A 19,691-nucleotide genomic window follows, 5' to 3' on the forward strand; every position below is an offset into this window, starting at 1 on the left:
GCGGAGGGGACGAAGGAAACGAACCAAGCAACAAAGGCACCCGCCGCATTTGCGGCGGGTGCCTTTTTCTTGACCGGGGCGGACTACCCATTAGCGGAGCCGGAATACCAAGCCGGGAATGCCGCTGCGTACAAAAGCGGCGTAAAAGCTCCCCTTTGTTCGACAACAAAGGGGAGCTTTTACGCAAAATATTACGTTTAGTAGTCAAAAATCACTTAAAACGACACGATTTCCTGCGCGGGTTTTTCGCAGGGTCCCACGGAGACCACGTTCATCACCGGGCCCTGACCCTTGTACGCGGAGTGCTTCTCCACGCCCATTTTCGCCGTGACCTCCATCCAGTCGTGGTTCTTATACTGGTCCAGATTCTTGCCCCGGGCCAGCAGGCCCAGGAAGGTCACGTCCTTCTCACAGCACACCATGGCGAATCGGCCCGGACAGTCCACGCCGGGGTACTTCTTGGAGTGGCACATCACCAGCTTCGTGTGGACCAACTTGTCCTTGTACCGGTCCGGGTGGTCCATTACATCCACATACCAGACGCCGAAGTCGTCGTCGGGGATATCAATGACATCCTGCGTCATGTCGAAGGGGCACTCGTCCCCGGTGAGATAGTCCTCGCTGGTGCCGTCGTCGTTCTCCAGATAGATGTCCGCCCTGCGGTTCACCATCCGCAGATTTCGCTTTCGCAGGCTGTCCCGCAGTTCCGGGGTGCAGCGGTTGAATATCAGCATGTCCGCATTGGTGATCTTCTCCATCATCAGCTGGCCCATGTTTCTAGCGTAGGTGTCAAAGGTGGACGCCTGCACCATGCACATGATCTGATACAGCACCCAGTTGGCTGGGAGCACGTCCTTGTAAAGCCGTTCCATTTGCCACATGCCGTTGTATTCGATCAGCACCTGGCGGGGCTTGTACTTCTTTTCGCACTCCTTTAAAAATGAACAGGTCAGGTCCTCTTCGTCATCTACCGTTACCACCGTGATGTTGTCCAGGGCGTTTTTGTTGTATTCCGCCTCGCCCTCTTCGCAGCAGAGCAGAAGGGTCTTCTCCTCCCGGGCAAAGCCGTCCTTTAAAATGCCGTTGATGAAATCAGTCTTGCCGCCGTCCAAAAAACCGGCGACCAGATATACTGGAATATCCATAAATGAAAGATCCTTTACACGTAACTGCTCTTCCTGCTTACAGGCCGAACAGCGTTTTTAGTTTGCCCTCGTTCAGCTCCGCGCCGATCACGCAGAGACGGCCGGTATAATCGGGGCTGCCCTTGCGGACGTCCGCCTCCTCGGGTACGTAGTCAAAGTTGATCCAGCCGCCGTCGGCTGCGGGAACGATGCCCTTGGCCCGCAGAATATTGCCGTAATCGCCGGTGTCCAGCTTTTCAAGAATGGAGCGGATACCCGCCTCCGTGAAGGATTTGGGCGTCTCTGCGCCCCAGCTGGTGAAGACCTCGTCGGCGTGGTGATGATGGTGGTGGCAGGAGCAGTTGGGATCGTCGCACTCGTGACCGTCATGATCGTGGTGATGATGTTCATGCTCGTCGTGCTCGTCATGATCGTGGTGATGATGTTCATGCTCGTCATGCTCGTCATGCTCGTCGTCATGATCGTGGTGATGGTGCTCGTGCTCATCGTGGTCGTCGTCATGATCGTGGTGATGGTGCTCATGCTCGTCGTGGTCGTCGTGGTCGTCGTCATGCTCGTCGTGCTCATGCTCTTCTACGTCGGCCTCGTGCTCCCTGCGGATGCGCTCCAGCAGCTCGTCCGCAAGAGACACCTTTTCAATGGCCGAGAGGATGGTCTTGCCTTCCAGCTGGTCCCAGGAGGTGGTGAGAATGGCGGCGTCAGGGTTTTTCTCCCGCAGCATCGCCACAGCGGCATCCAGCTTTTCGGCGGACAGCTTCTGGGTGCGGGAGAGAATAATGGTTCCGGCGGACTCGACCTGATTGTTGTAGAACTCGCCGAAGTTCTTCATATAGACCTTCACCTTGGAGGCATCCGCCACGGTGACAAAACTGTTCAGCTCCATATCCGGGGTCTCCGCCACGGTGCTTTGTACGGCGGCAATCACATCGCTGAGCTTGCCCACGCCGGAGGGCTCAATCAGAATGCGGTCGGGGTGAAACTGCCGCTGCACGTCCTTCAATGCCTTGCTGAAGTCGCCCACCAGGGAGCAGCAGATGCACCCGGAGGACATCTCGGAGATCTGGACCCCGGAGTCCTTTAAAAACCCGCCGTCAATGCTGACTTCACCAAATTCATTTTCGATCAGCACCAGCTTTTCTCCCTGATAGGCTTCCGCCAGCAGCTTCTTGATAAGCGTTGTCTTACCAGCGCCGAGAAAGCCGGAAATAATGTCAATTTTTGTCATGGAATCAAGTCCTTCGCTTTTAATTTAAGGAGTATCTCAACACCCAGTATCATATCATTTTTTCCTAAAATTGCAATGTTTTCAGCAAAAATTAATGCGCTGTACATAAATTTTCTCACGTTTCGTCTGCGATATGCGGTCAAGGGGACGCTTTTTCCCGGCGTGCCGGTCCGGGGAGAAGGGAAAAGGCGGCGTCCCTTTCGGGACGCCGCCTTGGAAACAGGCAGACGGTGAGGGGACGCTCAGGAAATCATCGTGTGAACGAGGGGACGAACACACGGGGCCGAAATTTCCAAGCGCTTGTCTGGACCTATTTCACACGGATTTGAATGACGGCGTCTCAGGCAACCGCCTTCTCGCCACGGCGGCGAGCTTCTTTCCAGGCCTTTTTTTGCAGAGCAACTTCCGGCTGGAATTCTTTCATGTCCTTGGCAATGGTGCCGGACAGAAGCAGCATCGTAACCAGATTGGGAATGGCCATCAGGGCGTTAAAAATATCGGAAATGTTCCACACGACGGCCAGCTCCTGCGTGGCGCCCACAAAGGCGACCAGAGCATAAGCAATGCGATAGAGCATGATGGGCTTCATACCAAACAGATACTCAAAGGCTTTCTCTCCGTGATACTCCCAGCCGATGATGGTGGAGAAAGCGAACAGTGCGATGCTGATCGTAACAAGGATCGCACCCGTTTCGCCAAGGACGGAGCGAAATGCCAGAATGGTCAGCGCGGAGCCGTTGATCACAGAGCCATCGGCATTGGTGGCGCCCAGCACGCCGGAGGAGCAGATAGCAAGGCCGGTAACGGTGCAGATCACAATGGTGTCAAAGAAAGTACCGGTCATATTGATGTAGCCCTGACGAACAGGATTGTCAGTGGTGGCGGAGGCGGCGGTAATAGCCGCGGAGCCCATACCGGCCTCATTGGAGAAAACGCCGCGGGCCACGCCGTACCGGGCCGCGCCCAGAATGGAAGTGGTAATGGTGCCGGCAAAGCCGCCGGCCGCCGCCGCGGGGCTTAACGCCATTTTGAACATGGTGACAACGGCGCCCGGAAGCTCGGAGATGTTGCCGAAAATCACGATCAGACCGGCGATCAGATAGAATATAGCCATCACAGGGACCACCACGGAGGATACCCTGGAAATGCTCTTGATACCGCCGATGACGATGATCAAGGACAAAACTGTGATAACAGCGCCGGTAATCCAGTTTGGGACCGTGAAGGTGGAGTTGATAGAGCTGGCGATGGAGTTGGCCTGCGTCATGTCGCCGATGCCGAAGGAGGCGATGACCGCGAACAGGGCGAACAAAAAGCCCAGAACCACGCCAAACTTGCCACCCAGAGCCTTTTTCATCACATACATGGGACCGCCGGACATTTCGCCTTTTTCATTCACTTCGCGGTACTTGACCGCAAGCATGCACTCAGAGAATTTGGAGGTAATACCAAACGCGGCTGAAATTTCCATCCAGACCAGAGCGCCGGGGCCACCGGCGGCCAGCGCCGTGGCAACGCCCACGATATTACCGGTGCCGATGGTGGCGGCCAGCGCCGTCATCAGTGCGGAAAACGGAGAAACGTCACCGGTACCGCGCTTGGTGGTGCGGGCCTCCTTGCTCATCACGCTGTGAAGTGCGTAACCCAGATTGCGCCAGGGAAGAAAGCCGGTTTTAATTGTCAGGAAGATGCCCGTGCCGACCAGCAGCACCAGCATGACAGGCCCCCAGACAAATCCGTCGACTTTATCAACGAGATCGGAAAATGTCATGACTGCTCTCTCCTTTAATGGTTTCTCATACATACAGAACTCTCTCAGGAATAAGCGCATAAATCCGGCTTCGGACGGCCTCTCCGCCGCCGTCTGCACTTTACCTGATTTGCATGTTATCATATTCCTTGTCAAGAAAAACGCAATCCTAAAATTTCACAAAATCCAATACACAAATACAAATGTTTTTGACAGGAGAACGAAATTAACAAACATCATGCCGGGTATGAAAAAATGAAATGTTAAAAATGGAGATAGAGTGTCATAAAAACGGTAAAAGTTAGACTATTGACTGTAAATAATGACGGACGCGACTTTTTTATGGAATCTATAAAAATTTGAGCGAACTGAAGTTCAAACAGTTACAAGTAAGAGCTTTCGTATATACGTCGTGGAGCCGGAGCGTTACTCCGCCATGCGCTTACACCGTCTGTGGTTATAAGCACCAGAATCTCTTGCGTTTTTCATGAAAATCGCCATTTAATTGGAAAAATATGTGAAATATAAAAATTGTTTTTGATTTAACTGTTAAAAATGCACAAATATTTTAAAATTCAAACCTGTTTATTGCAACATTTAAATGAAAGTGGTAAGATAAAATTGGTGAGGGGCATATACGGTCTTTCATGCCTTGCAGACTGTATAGCTCAAAAATCCGCGGAGGGGCCGCGAACGAAAAAGGAAGAGGGGGACACTATACAATGGCAGAGATGATTGCACTAATCAACGGCAAAATCAACGGCATCGTCTGGGGCGTACCGATGATGATTCTGATCATTGGCACCGGACTCTACTTCACCATCCGCACGGGATTCCTGCAGTTCTCAAAATTCGGTTACGCAATGAAGAATACCATCGGCAAGTGCTTCAAAAAGGTGGAGGCTAAGGAGGGCGCTGTTACGCCCGTGCAGGCCCTGACCACCGCTTTGGCGGCCACCGTTGGTACCGGCAACATTGCCGGCGTCTGCGGCGCCATCGCAGCCGGCGGTCCCGGCGCGATTTTCTGGATGTGGATTTCGGCCCTGGTTGGAATGTGCACCAAATTTTCCGAGGTCACCCTGGCCATCAGGTACCGTGAGCGCAACGACAAGGGCGACTGGGTCGGCGGCCCCATGTATTACATCAAAAACGGTCTGGGCGAGAAATGGAAGTGGCTGGGCGCGGTGTTTGCAACGTTCGGTATGCTAGCTGCCTTTGGCATCGGCAACATGACGCAGGTCAACACCATTGCCACGACGATCGGCTCTGCCATCGGTGAGTTCATTACGTTGGATGAGAGTACCTTGAAGATTATTTATCTGGTAATCGGCATCATTGTCGCGGCTATTTCCGCCTTGGTGTATCTGGGCGGATTAAAGCGGATCGGCAGCGTGACGGAGAAATTGGTTCCCGTTATGGCGATCATCTATATCGTGGGCTGCCTGGCGGTTATTTTCACGAATTCCCAGCACATCGGGACCGTGTTCAGCATGATCTTCCGCGGCGCATTCAACCCCTCCGCCGTGGTGGGCGGCGCCGTCGGTGTCGGGATTAAACAGGCAATTACTAAGGGCGTTGGCCGCGGCATCTTCTCCAACGAGGCCGGCCTCGGCTCCGCGCCTATCGCTCACGCCGCCGCCGATACGGATAGCCCCGTCCGGCAGGGTCTGTTCGGCGTATTCGAGGTCTTTGCGGATACCATCGTTATCTGCACGCTGACCGCGCTGACCGTAATGTGCGCGTTCACCGGCAATGATGCCATCAGCATCGAGTTTGGCAAGTCTGCGGGCGCGAATCTGGCGATCACGGCGTTCTCAACCACCTTTGGCGGAAAGGCCGCCGGTGTGGTCGTGGCTGTGGGCCTGACGCTGTTCGCTCTGTCTACCGTCCTCAGCTGGGGCCTGTACGGAACCCGCTGCGCGGAGTTCCTGTTCGGGACCAAGATCATCAAACCGTATCAGGTTCTGTTCTGCATCTTCATGGTAGTGGGCGCGACGATGCAGCTGCAGCTGGCGTGGGATATTGCCGACACCCTGAACGGTCTGATGGCAATTCCCAACCTGTTGGCGCTGCTGCTTCTGTCGCCGGTGGTCTTCAAGCTGGTGAAGGAATTCTTTTCCGACCCAGCCAGAGAATTGGAGAAAAGAAAGTAATCGATAGGCCCAGCTGAATATTTGGAAGAAAAGCGCGCCCCCACGGTATATCCGTGGGGGCGCGTCTGTAACTTCTGAAAACTTTTTTCAGACTCATATATGCAGGATGAGCGAAGCAAATTGAAAGTAGATCAAAAGTGAGGTGGCGTCCACGATGGTGGTGATGAGGGGCGAAGCCATCACCGCCGGATCAAAGCCAACTTTTTTTGCCAGCAGAGGCAGCATACAGCCCACAAGCTTGGAGGTGAACACCGTGACCACCAGCGTACAGCAAACCACAAGCGCCACCAGCGGCGTTACGGAGGGATTGCGAAACAGCAGCTGGTCGATCAGAATCAGCTTAATAAAGTTGGCGGATGCCAACGCCACTCCGCATAGCACGGAAACCCGAATTTCTTTCCAGATTACCTGAAAAATGTCCTTGAATTCGATCTCATTCAAGGAGATGCCGCGGATCACGGTGACCGCAGACTGAGAACCGGCATTTCCGCCTGTGTCCATCAGCATGGGGATGTAGGCGGTCAATATGGTAGCGGCCGCCAGCGCGTTTTCAAAGCGGGCGATGATTTGCCCCGTAAAGGTGGCGGAGATCATGAGAAGCAGCAGCCACACAATGCGGGCCTTAAACATGTCATAGACGCTGGTTTTCAGATACGGCTTGTCGGAGGGAAGGATAGCCGCCATCTTCTCAATATCCTCGGTGGCCTCGTACTGTAAAACGTCCATGGCGTCGTCGACTGTGACGATGCCCACCAGCCGGTTTTCCGTATCCACCACCGGCAGCGCCAGAAAGTCATATTTGTTCAGAGTGCCGGCAACGTCTTCCTGATCATCCAGAGTGGTGACGGAGACAATGCTGGTTTCCATGATATCGCCGATGACCGCATCCTCCTCCGCCAGCAGCAGCGTCCGGATGGTGACGAGGCCGATCAGGTTCCGGTTGTCGGCGATGACATAGCAGATGTTGATGGTCTCCTTGTCCGGCCCGGTCCGGCGGATGCGCTTAAATGCGTCCTCCACCGTCATGGAGGTTTTCAGGTCCACGAACTCCGTGGTCATGATGCTTCCGGCAGAATCGTCGGGGTACTTCAAAATTTCGTTGATGCTCTTACGCATATCCGGGTCAGAGTGCTTTAAGATGCGCTTAACCACGTTGGCGGGCATCTCCTCGACAATATCCACCGCGTCGTCCAGGTACAATTCGTCCAGCACTTCCTTCAGCTCCGTGTTGGAAAAGCCCTGAATTAAAAGCTCCTGCTCGTCGGAGTCCAACTCCACGAACACCGCCGCCGCCAGCCCCTTTGGCAGCAGGCGGAAGAGAAGCGGCAGGTCTTCCTCCGGCAGATTTTCCATCAAAAGGGCAATGTCCGCCGCCTCAATGGGACTGAGGAGGTCCCGCAGTGCGGCATATTGTTTTCGGCGGATGAACTCCTCAATTTTTTCCACCAGTTCCGAGCGCTCGTTTTCAAATTCAAACATACGCAGGTCCTCCTTCCTTTGTTCTGTCAGCGGTGCCAGGCATCACAAAAAATAAAAATCCTCAATCGTGCCGCCCAGTACGATTGAGGAAATCTCAAAATAACATTGCCGAGAGACTGCATTGCCTCCCCACCGTTCAAGCTTTAGCTTCACAAGGCAGTGAAATTGCATTAGATGATACCTTAAAATTCGATATCGCCTGTTCAAACCCTCTCATGATGTCTCCATCATTTTGCGGCAGCAACCCATATCCCTGTGGTAGCCTTACCTACCGGACGCTATTCACTTTTCCTCTTTATAGTATGCCAAAAAGTCCTCTATGTCAACCGCTAAAATGGTAAAACCACAGAAAAGAATCGGTTGCGACAGGGTAATATGCGGGGGTAGCTGTGAACAATGAGGGCAACTCCCCAGCGTATGAATTTACATCCAATCCACAAGTTCGTATGATTTTCACTGCACAAACACTTGTACGATTAAAGGGCCTGTGATATAATTATATTCCTGTAAATTCGGCACAGACTTCAAAGGATAAAGCTGCAAGGGAGGCACGCCCATGGGCATCCATGACGGACATCGGGAAAAGATGCGCCGGCGCTTTCTGGAGACCGGCCTTGCCGGCTTTGCCGACCACGAGGCGCTGGAACTTCTCCTCTTTTATGCCATTCCTCGCCGGGATACCAACGCCCTGGCTCATCAGCTTTTGGAACGGTACGGTTCTCTGGAGACGGTGCTGGCCGCACCGGTGGAGGACCTGCAAAAGGTGAAGGGCATGGGCGAGAGCGCGGCGCTGCTGCTGCGGCTGGTCCCGATGCTGACGGAGAGGAGCCGGAGGAGGGAAGACGCCCTGGTAATTCTAAATTCCACGGAAAAGGCGGGGAATTATATGCTCCACCGGTTCGACGGGAAGAAAAATGAGCTGGTCTATGAGTTGTGTCTGGACAGGAAAGGAAAGCTCCTGGCGAGCAAGCTTCTGACCGAGGGCGACGTCAACGGCGCGGAGCTGAACATCCGCAAGCTGGTGGGAAACGCTCTGATGACCAATGCCAGCGCGGTGATTTTGTCCCACAATCATCCCAGCGGCGTGGCGCTGCCCTCCAGCGAGGATTTCACCACGACCGACCGGGTGCGAACGGCTCTTGAGAGTGTGGGCGTTCAGCTGGTGGACCACATTATCGTGGCCGACGGAGATTTCGTTTCCATGAGAGACTCCGGATACTTTACAAAATGACAGGCCACGCCCCGTCCGGGGTGACGGAAGAGAGGAGGGTTTATGCCAAAATTCAAAGTTGTCTCTCCCTACGAGCCCTCCGGTGATCAACCGGAGGCCATTAAAAAACTGGCCCGGGGGATTGAAAATGGCCTGGACGAACAGATATTGCTGGGCGTCACAGGGTCCGGCAAGACCTTTACCATGGCAAAGGTCATCGAGCAGATCCAGCGGCCCACACTGGTGCTGGCCCATAACAAGACGCTGGCGTCCCAGCTGTGCGAGGAGTTCAGAGCGTTTTTTCCGGACAACGCGGTGGAATACTTTGTCTCCTATTACGACTATTACCAGCCGGAGGCTTACATTCCTCATACGGACACCTATATTGCCAAGGATGCCTCTACCAACGACGAAATTGATCGCCTGCGCCTTTCCGCCACCTGCGCTCTGCTGGAGCGGCGGGATGTGATCGTGGTGTCTTCCGTCTCCTGTATCTACGGGCTGGGAGAACCGGAGGACTTTGCCAAACTGATGATCTCCGTGCGTGTGGGCATGAATCTGAACCGGGACGAGCTGCTGCGGCGGCTGGTGGAGGACCGGTACGAGCGCAACGACATTGCCTTTGAGCGGAATATGTTCCGTGTTCGGGGCGACACGGTGGAAATCTATCCCGCGTATTATAAAGACAAGGCTCTTCGGGTGGAGTTTTTTGGGGACGAGATTGACCGGATCACGGAATTCAACCCCATCACCGGCGCAGCCTTCCGCCTTTTGGAGCACGCGGTGGTCTATCCCGCCAGCCACTATGTAACCACCAAGGACAAGATGGATCGGGCCATCGGCGAGATTCGCCGGGAGATGGAGGAACAGGTTCAGTACTTTACGGAGCGGAACAAGCTTGTGGAGGCCCAGCGGATCAGACAACGTACGGAATACGACATCGAAATGATGACGGAGCTGGGATATTGCTCGGGCATTGAGAACTATTCCCGCATTATCTCCGAGCGGCCTTCCGGCTCCGCGCCCATGACGCTGCTGGACTTCTTTCCCAAGGACTTCATGCTTTTTGTGGACGAGAGCCATGTGTCGCTGCCCCAGGTAAGGGCCATGTACAATGGTGACCGCGCCCGCAAGCAGAGCCTGATTGACTATGGGTTCCGCCTGCCTTGCGCATTTGATAACCGCCCGCTGAAATTCGAGGAATTTGAGACCCGTACGGGTCAGGCGATTTATGTCTCAGCCACCCCCGGCCCCTATGAGCGGGAGCGGGCGGGTCAGGTGGTGGAGCAGGTCATCCGCCCCACGGGTCTTCTGGACCCGGAGGTGGAGGTGCGCCCGGTGGAGGGTCAGATCGACGATCTGATCGCGGAGATAGAATCCAGATCTGCGAAGCACGAGCGAGTGCTGGTGACGACCCTCACCAAAAAGATGGCGGAGGACCTGACGGAGTATTTCAAAAACGCCGGGATCAAGGTGCGCTATATGCACTCCGACGTGGAGACCATCGAGCGAATGGAGATCATCCGCGGGCTACGGCTGGGGGAGTTCGACGTGCTGGTGGGCATCAATCTGCTGCGGGAGGGGCTGGACCTTCCGGAGGTGAGTCTGGTGGCTGTGCTGGACGCGGACAAGGAGGGGTTTCTTCGCAGTGAGACCTCCCTCATCCAGACGATGGGCCGGGCGGCCCGAAACGCGGAGGGCAGGGTCATTTTGTATGCGGACACCGTGACTCCCTCCATGCGATCGGCCATGGACGAGACGGAGCGCCGTCGGAAAATTCAGGATGATTACAACAAGGCCCACGGCATCGTACCCAGAACCATCATCAAGGAGGTCCGGGACACGCTGGAGATTTCCAAGTCCGCCGACCCGGAAACGGCGCGCAAACGCCATAAGGTCAAGCTCACCGATCAGGAGCGGGCGACGGAGATCGCACGTTTGGAAAAAGAGATGAAAGAAGCCAGCAAGATGCTGGAATTCGAATATGCCGCCGTTTTGCGCGACCGCATCATCGAGCTGCGGGGGAAATGAACGGACGAGAGGAAGGGATACCTGTGGAGGGAATCAGGGAGGACGTGGAGACGGCGGGAAAACCCCACGCAGACCGGGGGGCCTATGCCTGTATTTTGACGGCGGCGGCTCTTTGGGGCATGATGGGCCTTTGGAACCGGGGCCTGTTTGCCGGGGGCTTTTCTCCGTGGTCCATCGTGCTGGTGCGCAATACCGGTGGCCTTGCGCTGCTGGCGGCAATCTTCGGCATCCGAGACCGCAGCGTATTCCGCATAAAAAGAGAGCATCTGAAATACTTTTTCGGCACCGGCGTCGGGAGCGTTTTGCTGTTTACCGTGTGCTACTTTTCCTGCCAAAAGATTTGCTCGCTGGCGGTGGCCTCCGTATTGCTGTACACGGCCCCGTCCATCGTGGTGATTTTGTCCGCCGTTCTCTGGCGGGAGCCCATTACTAAGAAAAAGCTGTTGGCTCTGGGGCTGACGTTGGTGGGCTGCGCCTGCGTGTGCGGCGTGTTCGCGGGAAATCTAAGCGTCACCCCGGCGGGCATTTTGCTGGGTCTGGGGGCAGGCTTTTTCTACGCGCTGTACAGCATCATCGGGCGGTACGCCCTGCGGGCCGGATACAGCGCACAGACAATGACCATGTGGACCTATGTGTTTGCCGGAACGGGGGGCCTGTTTTTTATCCGCCCGGCGGAGTTGGCGGCAGCCGCCGGTTCACCGTCCATGTGGCTGCTGGGGGCTGGATTGGTGGCGGTGTCCACTGTGGCGCCGTACCTGCTGTACACGACGGGGCTTTCCAGAGTTGAGTCGGGAAAAGCGTCCATTATGGCGAGCCTTGAACCGGTGGTGGCGTCTGTGATCGGCGTTCTGGTGTTTCAGGAGCCCATGAGCGGGCTGACCGCCGTGGGAATTGTGTGCGTCCTGACGGGCGTGGTGATTTTGAGGTGAAGTCATGAAGCAAAAAGAGGAAAAAACCAACGTGATGCGGATTCTGGACCAGAAGAAGGTACCGTATACCGCCTGTTTTTACGAGGAATCAGACGGGCCGGAGGGAGACCGGGAATACGGTCTCCATGTGGCTCAGGCAATGGGACAGGACGCGGCGCGGGTTTTCAAAACGCTGGTAGCCCGGGGCGCGTCAAAAAATATTTATGTTTATGAAGTGCCTGTGGCGGAAAACCTGGATTTGAAAAAGGCCGCCAGGGCGGTCGGGGAGAAATCCATTGAACTGCTCCACGTAGCGGAGATCAATTCCGTCACCGGGTATATCCGGGGCGGATGCAGCCCCGTGGGGATGAAGAAGCGGTTTCCCACCGTGTTTCACCGCACCGCGGAGGAATTTGACAGCATCTATATCTCCGCCGGAAAGATCGGGGCGCAAGTAGAGGTCTCCGTCGGGGGCCTGCTGGCCCTTTTACAGGCGGTCACGGCCGATCTCATCACGGAGTGACTGCGGAAATTCAGTTCTTCACCGGCGGTTATACTTCCCGAGGGGAAACAATAAGGAGTTTATAGGCAATGCAAGACAAAATTGTTGTGAAAGGCGCCCGCGCCAACAACCTGAAAAATATTGACGTGACGATTCCACGTGACAAGCTGGTAGTCCTGACCGGCCTCAGCGGTTCGGGCAAGTCCTCGTTGGCTTTCGACACCATCTATGCCGAGGGTCAGCGGCGGTATGTGGAGAGCCTTTCGTCCTACGCCCGGATGTTTCTGGGTCAGATGGACAAGCCCGACGTGGATTATATCGACGGCCTCAGCCCCGCCATCTCCATTGACCAGAAGACCACGTCCAAAAACCCCCGGTCCACCGTGGGCACCGTGACGGAGATCTATGACTATCTGCGCCTTCTCTGGGCCCGGGCGGGCACGCCGCACTGCCCCCAGTGCGGAAAAGAAATCCGGCAGCAGACCATCGACCAGATCATCGACCAGGTGCTTGCGCTGCCGGAGGGCACCCGCATTCAGGTGATGGCCCCGGTGGTGCGGGGGAAAAAGGGTGAGTACGCCAAGACCTTTGAAGACGCCCGAAAGTCCGGCTATGTCCGCGTCCGAGTGGACGGCTCTCTCTACGAACTGGATGAGGAGCTCAAGCTGGATAAAAACAAAAAGCACAACATCGAGGTCGTGGTGGACCGGTTGATTATCCGGGAGGATGTGCGCCAGCGACTGACGGACTCCGTGGAGACCGCTTCCTCGCTGACGGGGGGCACCGTGCTGGTAAATCTCGTCCGGGAGGAACGGGATCTGATGTTCTCCCAGAACTACGCCTGTGAGGACTGCGGCATCTCCATCGAGGAACTGGCTCCCCGAATGTTCTCCTTCAACAATCCATTCGGCGCCTGTCCGGCCTGTATGGGCCTTGGCAGCCAGCAGAAGGTGGACCCGGCGCTGATTGTGCCGGACGAGGAAAAATCCATTCTGGACGGAGCCATTCAGGCCTCCGGCTGGAACAATATCCGGGGCGACGGAATCTCCCGGATGTACTTTGAGGCTCTGGCGAAGAAGTACCGGTTCTCTTTGACCGTACCCTTCAAGGACCTGCCCGAGGATATCCGGACCATCATTTTTTACGGTACCGGCGACGAAAAGCTGGACCTGCACTACGACCAGCCTCGGGGCAAGGGGGTTCTGCACCAGGCGTTTGAGGGCATATGCAACAACATCGAGCGGCGCTATGTGGAGACTCAGAGCGACTCGGTGAAGCGGGAGCTGGAGGACTTCATGGCGCAGCGCCCCTGCCCCGCCTGCAAGGGAAAGCGTCTTCGGAAGGAGGCGCTGGCGGTTACCGTGGGCGGCTTGAGCATCTATGATTTCACGCAGATGTCCGTGCTGGACGAGCTGAACTGGGTGAACCGCCTGACGCTGACGGAGCAGCAGATGCTGATCGCCGACCGCATTCTGAAGGAGATCAGAAGCCGGCTGGGCTTTTTGCAGTCCGTGGGCCTTGGGTATCTGACCCTCTCCCGCAGCGCCGGAACTCTCTCCGGCGGTGAGAGCCAGCGTATCCGGCTGGCCACCCAGATCGGGTCCTCTCTGATGGGGGTTCTGTATATACTGGACGAGCCTTCCATCGGATTGCACCAACGGGACAACGACAAGCTGCTCTCCACGCTGAAGCACCTGCGAGACCTTGGAAATACGCTGCTGGTGGTGGAACACGACGAGGACACCATGCGCGCGGCAGACTACCTCATCGACGTGGGCCCCGGCGCGGGAATCCACGGGGGCGAGATCGTGGCCGCGGGCACGCCGGAGGAGGTTATGGCAAACCCCAAGTCCCTGACGGGGCAGTATCTCTCCGGAAAGCGGAAGATCGCCGTCCCGGAAACCCGGCGAACCGGAAGCGGCAATTTTTTGAAGGTCATCGGTGCGGAGGAGAACAACCTGAAAAGCGTGGACGCGGCGATTCCGCTAGGAACCTTTACCTGCGTGACCGGCGTGTCCGGCTCCGGTAAATCCTCTTTGGTAAATGAAATCCTCTTTAAGAAGCTGGGCGCGGAGCTGATGCGCATGAAGACCCGGCCCGGCAGGTGCAAGCGGATCGAGGGACTGGAATTCCTTGATAAGGTGGTGGACATCGACCAGAGCCCCATTGGGCGGACGCCCCGCAGCAATCCCGCCACCTACACGGGCCTTTTCAACGACATCCGGGATTTATTTGCCGCCACGCAGGAGGCCAAGAGCCGGGGTTACGGTCCGGGCCGATTCAGCTTCAACGTCCGGGGCGGACGGTGCGAGGCCTGCTCCGGCGATGGCCTTATCAAAATCGAGATGCACTTTCTGCCGGATATCTTTGTTCCCTGCGAGGTCTGCAAGGGCGCGCGGTACAACCGGGAGACACTGGAGGTCCGGTACAAGGGCAAGAATATCGCCCAGGTGCTGGACATGACGGTGGAGGAGGCAACGGAGTTCTTCTCCGCTTTGCCGAAAATCCGCAATAAACTGCAAACGCTCTGCGACGTGGGTCTTGGGTATGTGAAGCTGGGCCAGTCCTCCACGGATCTGTCCGGCGGCGAGGCCCAGCGGGTCAAGCTTGCCACAGAGCTGAGCAAGGTTGCAACGGGCCGCACGATCTATATTTTGGACGAGCCCACCACCGGGCTTCACAGCGAGGATGTGCGAAGGCTTCTGGAGGTGCTTCAAAAGCTGGTGGAGGGCGGGAACACCGTCCTGGTCATTGAACACAATCTGGACGTCATCAAGTGCGCCGACTATCTCATCGACCTGGGCCCCGAGGGCGGCGACGGCGGCGGTAACATCGTCTGCACCGGCACACCGGAGGAGGTGTCCGCCTGTGCGGAGAGCTTTACCGGGCAGTATCTGAAAAAGCTGCTCCATTGAACGCGGCCGTTTATCGCACGCTGCGAATCGGGAAAAATTCTATTCAATCGGAGGCTATATCATGAAAATCCGCACCGCCGGGATGGCGGATCTGAAAGCGCTCACGGCGGTGGAAGCCGCCTGCTTTCCCCCGGCGGAGGCTGCTGGGGAAGCCGATTTTGCCGCCCGGCTCCGGGTCTATCCTAATCACTTTTGGCTTTTGGAGGAGGATGGCAAGGTGGTCTCCTTTGTCAACGGCATGGTCACAGACGAGCCCAGCATCCGCGACGAGATGTACGCCGACGCGTCGCTGCATCAGGAGAATGGGGCCTGGCAGGCAATTTTCGGCGTAAACACCCTGCCGGAGTATCGCCGCCGGGGTCTGGCAGCCAAACTGCTCGCTGCTGCGGCTGACGACGCCCGCACCGCCGGACGGCGGGGTTGTATTCTGACCTGTAAGGATCAATTGATTTCCTGGTATGAGAAGCTCGGTTACCGAAATCAAGGCGTGTCCCAGTCGGTTCACGGCGGTGTGGTATGGTACGACATGGTGCTGGAATTCTGAATCGTATAGACAAAGAGGTCCCCGCGGCCAGTGCCGTGGGGACCTCTTGCAATTTCCATATCAGGCCAGGAAGCCCTTGAGAATAAAATCCTCCGCCTCTTCCTCGGTGAGGCCCAGAGTTTGCAGCTTCAGCAACTGGTCGCCCGCAATCTTGCCGATTGCGGCCTCGTGGATAAGCTGCGCCTCCGTGCAGTTGGCGGCGATCTCCGGTATCGAGCGGATTTTTGCATCGCCCATGATAATGGAGTCGCACTGTACGTGGCCAAAGCATTTGGCGTTGCCCGTTACCAGCGGCTTGAAGAGCTGCTGGGAGTGGTCCTGCGCCACCGACCGGGAAATCACGCGTCCCCGGGAATTTTCCCCGTCCAGCACGATCTCCATGTCGCTTTCCGCCACCTGCTCCCCGTGAGTCAGGAGACGCTCGGTGATGACCGCTTCCGCGTTCTTCCCGCAGACGATTTTGGTGTAGCGCTTCGTGGAGTCAATCCCGCGGATCTGGGTGGTGTCCATCTGGATGGATGACCCCTCCTCCAGATAGACGATGGTCTGGGGGTTCATAATCTTTCCGCCCTTGCCGTCGCCGTCACCGTAGTGCTTTTCCGAGTAGTGTACGTGGGAATTTTTCCCCACATAAAAGGTGTGTACGCCGTCGTGCCGACTGGTCTGGTCACCGCAGTTGTGGATGCCGCAGCCGGCTACGATGTTCACATTGCTGTTCTCCCCGATAAAGAAATCGTTATACACCATTTCCTGCACGCCGGGCTTGGTGATGATGACCGGAATGTGACAGGTCTCGCCCACCGTACCGGGCTTTACCCGGATATCAATGCCTGCCTTGTCGGTCTTACCGGTGATCTCAATGTGCTCCGTGCTCTGCCGTCCGTCGCAGCCGCAGTCCTTGCGGATATTAAAGGCTCCCACGGGCTTTCCAACCAGGTCCGCGATCTTTTCAAGCAGCTCACGATCCACTTCCGTATCCATCATAGTGCGGAACCTCCTCTCGTGAGAACCGGGCAGGCTCCCAGTGTGTCTGCCAAAATCTCAGGCAGAATTTCATCGACGGAGCCCCGGTGGCGGATGCTGCCCTCGCCGATCACCACCACCTCGTCTGCCAGGGCGATGATGCGCTCCTGATGGGAAATAACGATCATGGTGGCGCTGCCCGCCCGGTGAATTTGCTCAAAGGTCTCCGTCAGCCGGGCGAAGCTCCACAGGTCGATGCCCGCCTCCGGCTCGTCGAAAATCATCAGTTGGGCGCTCCGGGCCAAAATGGTGGCAATCTCAATGCGCTTTACTTCGCCGCCGGAGAGGGACGCGTCCACCTCCCGGTCCAGATAGTCGTTGGCGCACAGCCCCACCTTTGTCAGATACTGGCAGCAGCGGTCCTTGGACAGCTTCTCGTCTCCCGCCGCAATGGTCAGCAGATCCCGGACAGTCAGCCCCTTGAACCGGGGTGGCTGCTGGAATCCGTAGCTGATGCCTTTTTTTGCCCGCTCCGTGATGCCCAGGTCCGTGATGTCCTCTCCGTTCCAGAGAATCCTGCCCGCTGTGGGCGTCACAAGTCCCATGATGATCTTCGCCAGGGTGGTCTTTCCACCGCCGTTGGGACCGGTGAAAACCACCAGACGGTGATCGTCGATGGTCAGAGAGATGTCCTTTAAAATACCCAGTTCACCGTCCGGTTCATGGACGGTGTAATAAATGTGTTGCAATTCCAGCACAGCGCCATACCTCCTTGTGCATTTTGGATCGTTCGTATTTTATCAGTTTTTTTTCCAAAAAGCAATGCGTTTGGTTATGATTGGAGATATTCTATCCGAAAGTGGCATATTTATCTGCCGTATATGCCACAGTGCACACGGAAACGGCTTGCCGCATACGATGAGAGAGAAAACCGGACCTCGCCGAAAAACTGCTTCGCGCGGCGGGGCATGCGGTGAGTTTCCGTAACTTTTGCCGACGCGAAGCGGCGGAATGGAGCGTTTTTATGCAACAGCAGGTTCAGGATACATATGACTACCGTCAATACGACCGGGTCTGGCAGCGGGTTTCTCCCACGCTTGACCCATATCCCGGAATGCAGTCGGGGAATGGTACGGCTCAGCCTCCCGCCGCCAACCCTGCGCCCAGTTTTCCCGCGACAGAGATCTCCGGAGCAAATCAGACCAATATGGTTCAACCCAATATGGTTCAACCCAATATGGTTCAACCCAATATGGTTCAACCCAATATGGTTCAGTCCAATATGGTTCAGCCAAGTACAGCTCCGCTGGTCGGAAATCTCCCTGCAACAGCGGACAATTCGTGCTGCATGGGCATGGCGGCATTGGAGATGAGTGAAGCTTTACAGGGCTTCATCGAGGATGAGCTGGCGGACCGGCGGTATTATATGGCTTTTTCCTGTCAGGCTCCCGGCTGGGCCAGACAGACTCTGCGGGACACCGCCGAGGACGAGGGAGGTCACGCCCGGAGGCTGATGGCAGCATATTACCTCATCACCGGCCAGTGCTATCACCCTGCGGTCAGCTGCGAGCGCATCTGCGTGGGGCCGCTTTGCCCGGCGCTGCGGACACGGTATCATGCGGAAACATGCGGTGGACTGCATTACGCACAGGCAGCCAATGAGACCACGGACCCATGCCTTGCCAAACTGCTGAACGAGCTGAGCGAGGACGAGTACCGCCACGCAGAGCGAATGCTGGTTTTACTGGAGCGGGGCATGAAGCAGCAATAACCGCACTCGAAAAAAGCCGGTACGAAGACCGGCTGCTGCTGATCAAAGTCCGGCAGCCGCCTGCTTAGCAGACGGCTGCTCCGCCGTCATTAAGAAGGTAGACAAGCTTCCGGGTGCCCCACTTCTTCGATCGCACGGACATCCATCAAAACCGGTCGGAGACGGGGATGCCTATGCCGGGGCAGACCAAGGAAAGCGGTGGCCGCAGCCTTGCATTTTTGCGTATGGTTTGCTATACTGAAACAATCAAACAGCGGGCCGGCAGGACGCCCTGCCGGCCCTATTCAAAAAAGCGGCGGCGCCGCGTCGGGGCCGGACACCGCGTGGGGTGCCGCGTGGCGCCCTTCCGCTTAGGATATTCTATGCCCGACGGGCCAGACGGTTCCTGCCGGCCTGGAGGGCTTGACCGCGACGGAGCCGTTGATTTTTCAATGAAAAGAGGGCTTTTTATGATTAAGATCTCGCCGTCTATCCTGTCCGCCGACTTTGCGAACCTGGAGCGGGACATTCGGAAAATTTCCACCGCCGACTATGTCCATGTGGATGTGATGGACGGCGTGTTTGTTCCCAACATTACCATCGGGCTTCCGGTGGTCAAGGCGATCCGTCCCGCCACACCCCTGCCGCTGGATGTCCACCTGATGATTGTCCAGCCGGGACGGTACGCTGCGCAGTTCTGCGACGCCGGTGCGGATATCGTCACGATGCACGTGGAGTCGGACACGGAGGCGAATCTCCGCGACGCCATTGAAAGAGTTCACGCCAAGGGGAAGCGGGCCGGTGTGGTGGTGAAGCCGGGAACCCCCGCCGAGGCGGTGCTGCCGTATATCAGGGACGTGGAGATGATCCTCGTCATGACTGTAGAGCCGGGGTTCGGCGGGCAGAGCTTCCTTTCGGATCAGATGATTAAGGTTCGCGCAATCCGAAAATTGATCAACGAGCAGAATCCAGTCTGTGAGCTGGAGGTGGACGGCGGCGTGGCCCCGGATACGTTCCGTGCCTGCATCGATGCGGGAGCCAATGTGCTGGTGGCGGGCAGCGCGGTGTACAAGGCGCCGGACATTCCCGCCCGCATTCGGCTCCTGCGGGGCTGAG

The 19,691-nt window shown here is 56.6% G+C and carries 16 protein-coding genes and 1 riboswitch; of the genes, 10 read left to right on the forward strand and 6 right to left on the reverse strand.

What is annotated here, in order from left to right; translation table 11 throughout:
* Positions 1-201, forward strand: a 201-nt coding sequence (locus ABWQ15_RS08900; protein ID WP_353908416.1) for a hypothetical protein, incomplete at its 5' end; no start/stop codon positions are given.
* Positions 202-215: 14 nt separating this feature from the next.
* Here ABWQ15_RS08900 and ABWQ15_RS08905 read toward each other — a convergent pair.
* From ABWQ15_RS08905 to ABWQ15_RS08915, 3 genes are all read right to left on the reverse strand, one after another.
* Positions 216-1,145, reverse strand: a complete 930-nt coding sequence (locus tag ABWQ15_RS08905; RefSeq protein WP_353908417.1) for a TIGR03943 family putative permease subunit — start codon at positions 1,143-1,145, stop codon at positions 216-218.
* A 37-nt stretch (positions 1,146-1,182) separates the two neighbouring features.
* Positions 1,183-2,370 carry a CobW family GTP-binding protein gene (locus tag ABWQ15_RS08910; protein ID WP_353908418.1) on the reverse strand — a complete coding sequence of 396 codons (1,188 nt, stop codon included), beginning with the start codon at positions 2,368-2,370 and terminating at the stop codon, positions 1,183-1,185.
* A gap of 340 nt (positions 2,371-2,710) precedes the next feature.
* The gene (locus ABWQ15_RS08915; protein WP_353908419.1) at positions 2,711-4,141 is read right to left on the reverse strand and encodes an alanine/glycine:cation symporter family protein; all 1,431 of its coding nucleotides are present in this window, start codon (positions 4,139-4,141) and stop codon (positions 2,711-2,713) included.
* A 701-nt stretch (positions 4,142-4,842) separates the two neighbouring features.
* On the opposite strand from ABWQ15_RS08915, the gene ABWQ15_RS08920 reads away from it, so the two are divergent.
* Complete coding sequence (locus ABWQ15_RS08920) at positions 4,843-6,273, forward strand: alanine/glycine:cation symporter family protein (RefSeq protein WP_353908420.1); 1,431 nt, start codon at positions 4,843-4,845, stop codon at positions 6,271-6,273.
* A 93-nt stretch (positions 6,274-6,366) separates the two neighbouring features.
* Here the strand turns inward: ABWQ15_RS08920 and mgtE are convergent, their stop codons facing one another.
* Positions 6,367-7,752: a magnesium transporter gene (gene mgtE, locus ABWQ15_RS08925; RefSeq protein WP_353908421.1), complete on the reverse strand. Its 1,386-nt coding sequence runs from the start codon at positions 7,750-7,752 to the stop codon at positions 6,367-6,369.
* A gap of 119 nt (positions 7,753-7,871) precedes the next feature.
* Positions 7,872-8,035, reverse strand: a riboswitch (M-box (ykoK) riboswitch).
* 273 nt (positions 8,036-8,308) lie between these two features.
* On the opposite strand from mgtE, the gene ABWQ15_RS08930 reads away from it, so the two are divergent.
* From ABWQ15_RS08930 to ABWQ15_RS08955, 6 genes are all read left to right on the forward strand, one after another.
* Positions 8,309-8,983, forward strand: a complete 675-nt coding sequence (locus ABWQ15_RS08930) for a JAB domain-containing protein (RefSeq protein WP_353908422.1) — start codon at positions 8,309-8,311, stop codon at positions 8,981-8,983.
* Between the two features lie 42 nt (positions 8,984-9,025).
* Positions 9,026-10,993, forward strand: coding sequence for an excinuclease ABC subunit UvrB (gene uvrB / locus ABWQ15_RS08935; RefSeq protein WP_353908423.1), 1,968 nt, complete (start codon positions 9,026-9,028; stop codon positions 10,991-10,993).
* A gap of 23 nt (positions 10,994-11,016) precedes the next feature.
* Positions 11,017-11,922: a DMT family transporter gene (locus ABWQ15_RS08940; RefSeq protein ID WP_353908424.1), complete on the forward strand. Its 906-nt coding sequence runs from the start codon at positions 11,017-11,019 to the stop codon at positions 11,920-11,922.
* Between the two features lie 4 nt (positions 11,923-11,926).
* Positions 11,927-12,424, forward strand: coding sequence for a Cys-tRNA(Pro) deacylase (ybaK, locus tag ABWQ15_RS08945; RefSeq protein ID WP_353908425.1), 498 nt, complete (start codon positions 11,927-11,929; stop codon positions 12,422-12,424).
* Between the two features lie 68 nt (positions 12,425-12,492).
* Positions 12,493-15,318, forward strand: coding sequence for an excinuclease ABC subunit UvrA (gene uvrA, locus ABWQ15_RS08950; RefSeq protein ID WP_353908426.1), 2,826 nt, complete (start codon positions 12,493-12,495; stop codon positions 15,316-15,318).
* 61 nt (positions 15,319-15,379) lie between these two features.
* Positions 15,380-15,862, forward strand: a complete 483-nt coding sequence (locus ABWQ15_RS08955) for a GNAT family N-acetyltransferase (protein WP_353908427.1) — start codon at positions 15,380-15,382, stop codon at positions 15,860-15,862.
* A 60-nt stretch (positions 15,863-15,922) separates the two neighbouring features.
* Here ABWQ15_RS08955 and ABWQ15_RS08960 read toward each other — a convergent pair whose 3' ends face one another.
* Both ABWQ15_RS08960 and ABWQ15_RS08965 read right to left on the reverse strand, forming a co-directional pair.
* Positions 15,923-16,846: a SufB/SufD family protein gene (locus ABWQ15_RS08960; RefSeq protein WP_502919118.1), complete on the reverse strand. Its 924-nt coding sequence runs from the start codon at positions 16,844-16,846 to the stop codon at positions 15,923-15,925.
* Positions 16,843-17,583 carry an ABC transporter ATP-binding protein gene (locus ABWQ15_RS08965; protein ID WP_353908428.1) on the reverse strand — a complete coding sequence of 247 codons (741 nt, stop codon included), beginning with the start codon at positions 17,581-17,583 and terminating at the stop codon, positions 16,843-16,845. Before ABWQ15_RS08965 ends, ABWQ15_RS08960 begins: the two co-directional genes overlap by 4 nt.
* Before the next feature lie 266 nt (positions 17,584-17,849).
* Here ABWQ15_RS08965 and ABWQ15_RS08970 point away from each other — a divergent pair, with 266 nt between their 5' ends.
* Positions 17,850-18,596, forward strand: a complete 747-nt coding sequence (locus ABWQ15_RS08970; protein ID WP_353908429.1) for a ferritin family protein — start codon at positions 17,850-17,852, stop codon at positions 18,594-18,596.
* A gap of 449 nt (positions 18,597-19,045) precedes the next feature.
* Positions 19,046-19,690, forward strand: a complete 645-nt coding sequence (gene rpe / locus ABWQ15_RS08975) for a ribulose-phosphate 3-epimerase (protein ID WP_353908430.1) — start codon at positions 19,046-19,048, stop codon at positions 19,688-19,690.
* The last annotated feature ends 1 nt before the right edge of the window (position 19,691 follow it).

This window comes from Oscillibacter sp. (assembly GCF_040505565.1).
Taxonomy (GTDB): domain Bacteria; phylum Bacillota; class Clostridia; order Oscillospirales; family Oscillospiraceae; genus Oscillibacter.

What these genes read in the sequence shown, in the direction of transcription:
- uvrA (WP_353908426.1), top strand. Translation starts at nt 12,493, where the DNA reads ATGCAAGACAAAATTGTTGTGAAAGGCGCCCGCGCCAACAACCTGAAA.
- ABWQ15_RS08910 (WP_353908418.1), bottom strand. Translation starts at nt 2,370, where the DNA reads ATGACAAAAATTGACATTATTTCCGGCTTTCTCGGCGCTGGTAAGACA.
- ybaK (WP_353908425.1), top strand. Translation starts at nt 11,927, where the DNA reads ATGAAGCAAAAAGAGGAAAAAACCAACGTGATGCGGATTCTGGACCAG.
- ABWQ15_RS08920 (WP_353908420.1), top strand. Translation starts at nt 4,843, where the DNA reads ATGGCAGAGATGATTGCACTAATCAACGGCAAAATCAACGGCATCGTC.
- mgtE (WP_353908421.1), bottom strand. Translation starts at nt 7,752, where the DNA reads ATGTTTGAATTTGAAAACGAGCGCTCGGAACTGGTGGAAAAAATTGAG.
- ABWQ15_RS08955 (WP_353908427.1), top strand. Translation starts at nt 15,380, where the DNA reads ATGAAAATCCGCACCGCCGGGATGGCGGATCTGAAAGCGCTCACGGCG.
- ABWQ15_RS08905 (WP_353908417.1), bottom strand. Translation starts at nt 1,145, where the DNA reads ATGGATATTCCAGTATATCTGGTCGCCGGTTTTTTGGACGGCGGCAAG.
- ABWQ15_RS08970 (WP_353908429.1), top strand. Translation starts at nt 17,850, where the DNA reads ATGCAACAGCAGGTTCAGGATACATATGACTACCGTCAATACGACCGG.
- ABWQ15_RS08960 (WP_502919118.1), bottom strand. Translation starts at nt 16,846, where the DNA reads ATGATGGATACGGAAGTGGATCGTGAGCTGCTTGAAAAGATCGCGGAC.
- rpe (WP_353908430.1), top strand. Translation starts at nt 19,046, where the DNA reads ATGATTAAGATCTCGCCGTCTATCCTGTCCGCCGACTTTGCGAACCTG.
- uvrB (WP_353908423.1), top strand. Translation starts at nt 9,026, where the DNA reads ATGCCAAAATTCAAAGTTGTCTCTCCCTACGAGCCCTCCGGTGATCAA.
- ABWQ15_RS08930 (WP_353908422.1), top strand. Translation starts at nt 8,309, where the DNA reads ATGGGCATCCATGACGGACATCGGGAAAAGATGCGCCGGCGCTTTCTG.
- ABWQ15_RS08915 (WP_353908419.1), bottom strand. Translation starts at nt 4,141, where the DNA reads ATGACATTTTCCGATCTCGTTGATAAAGTCGACGGATTTGTCTGGGGG.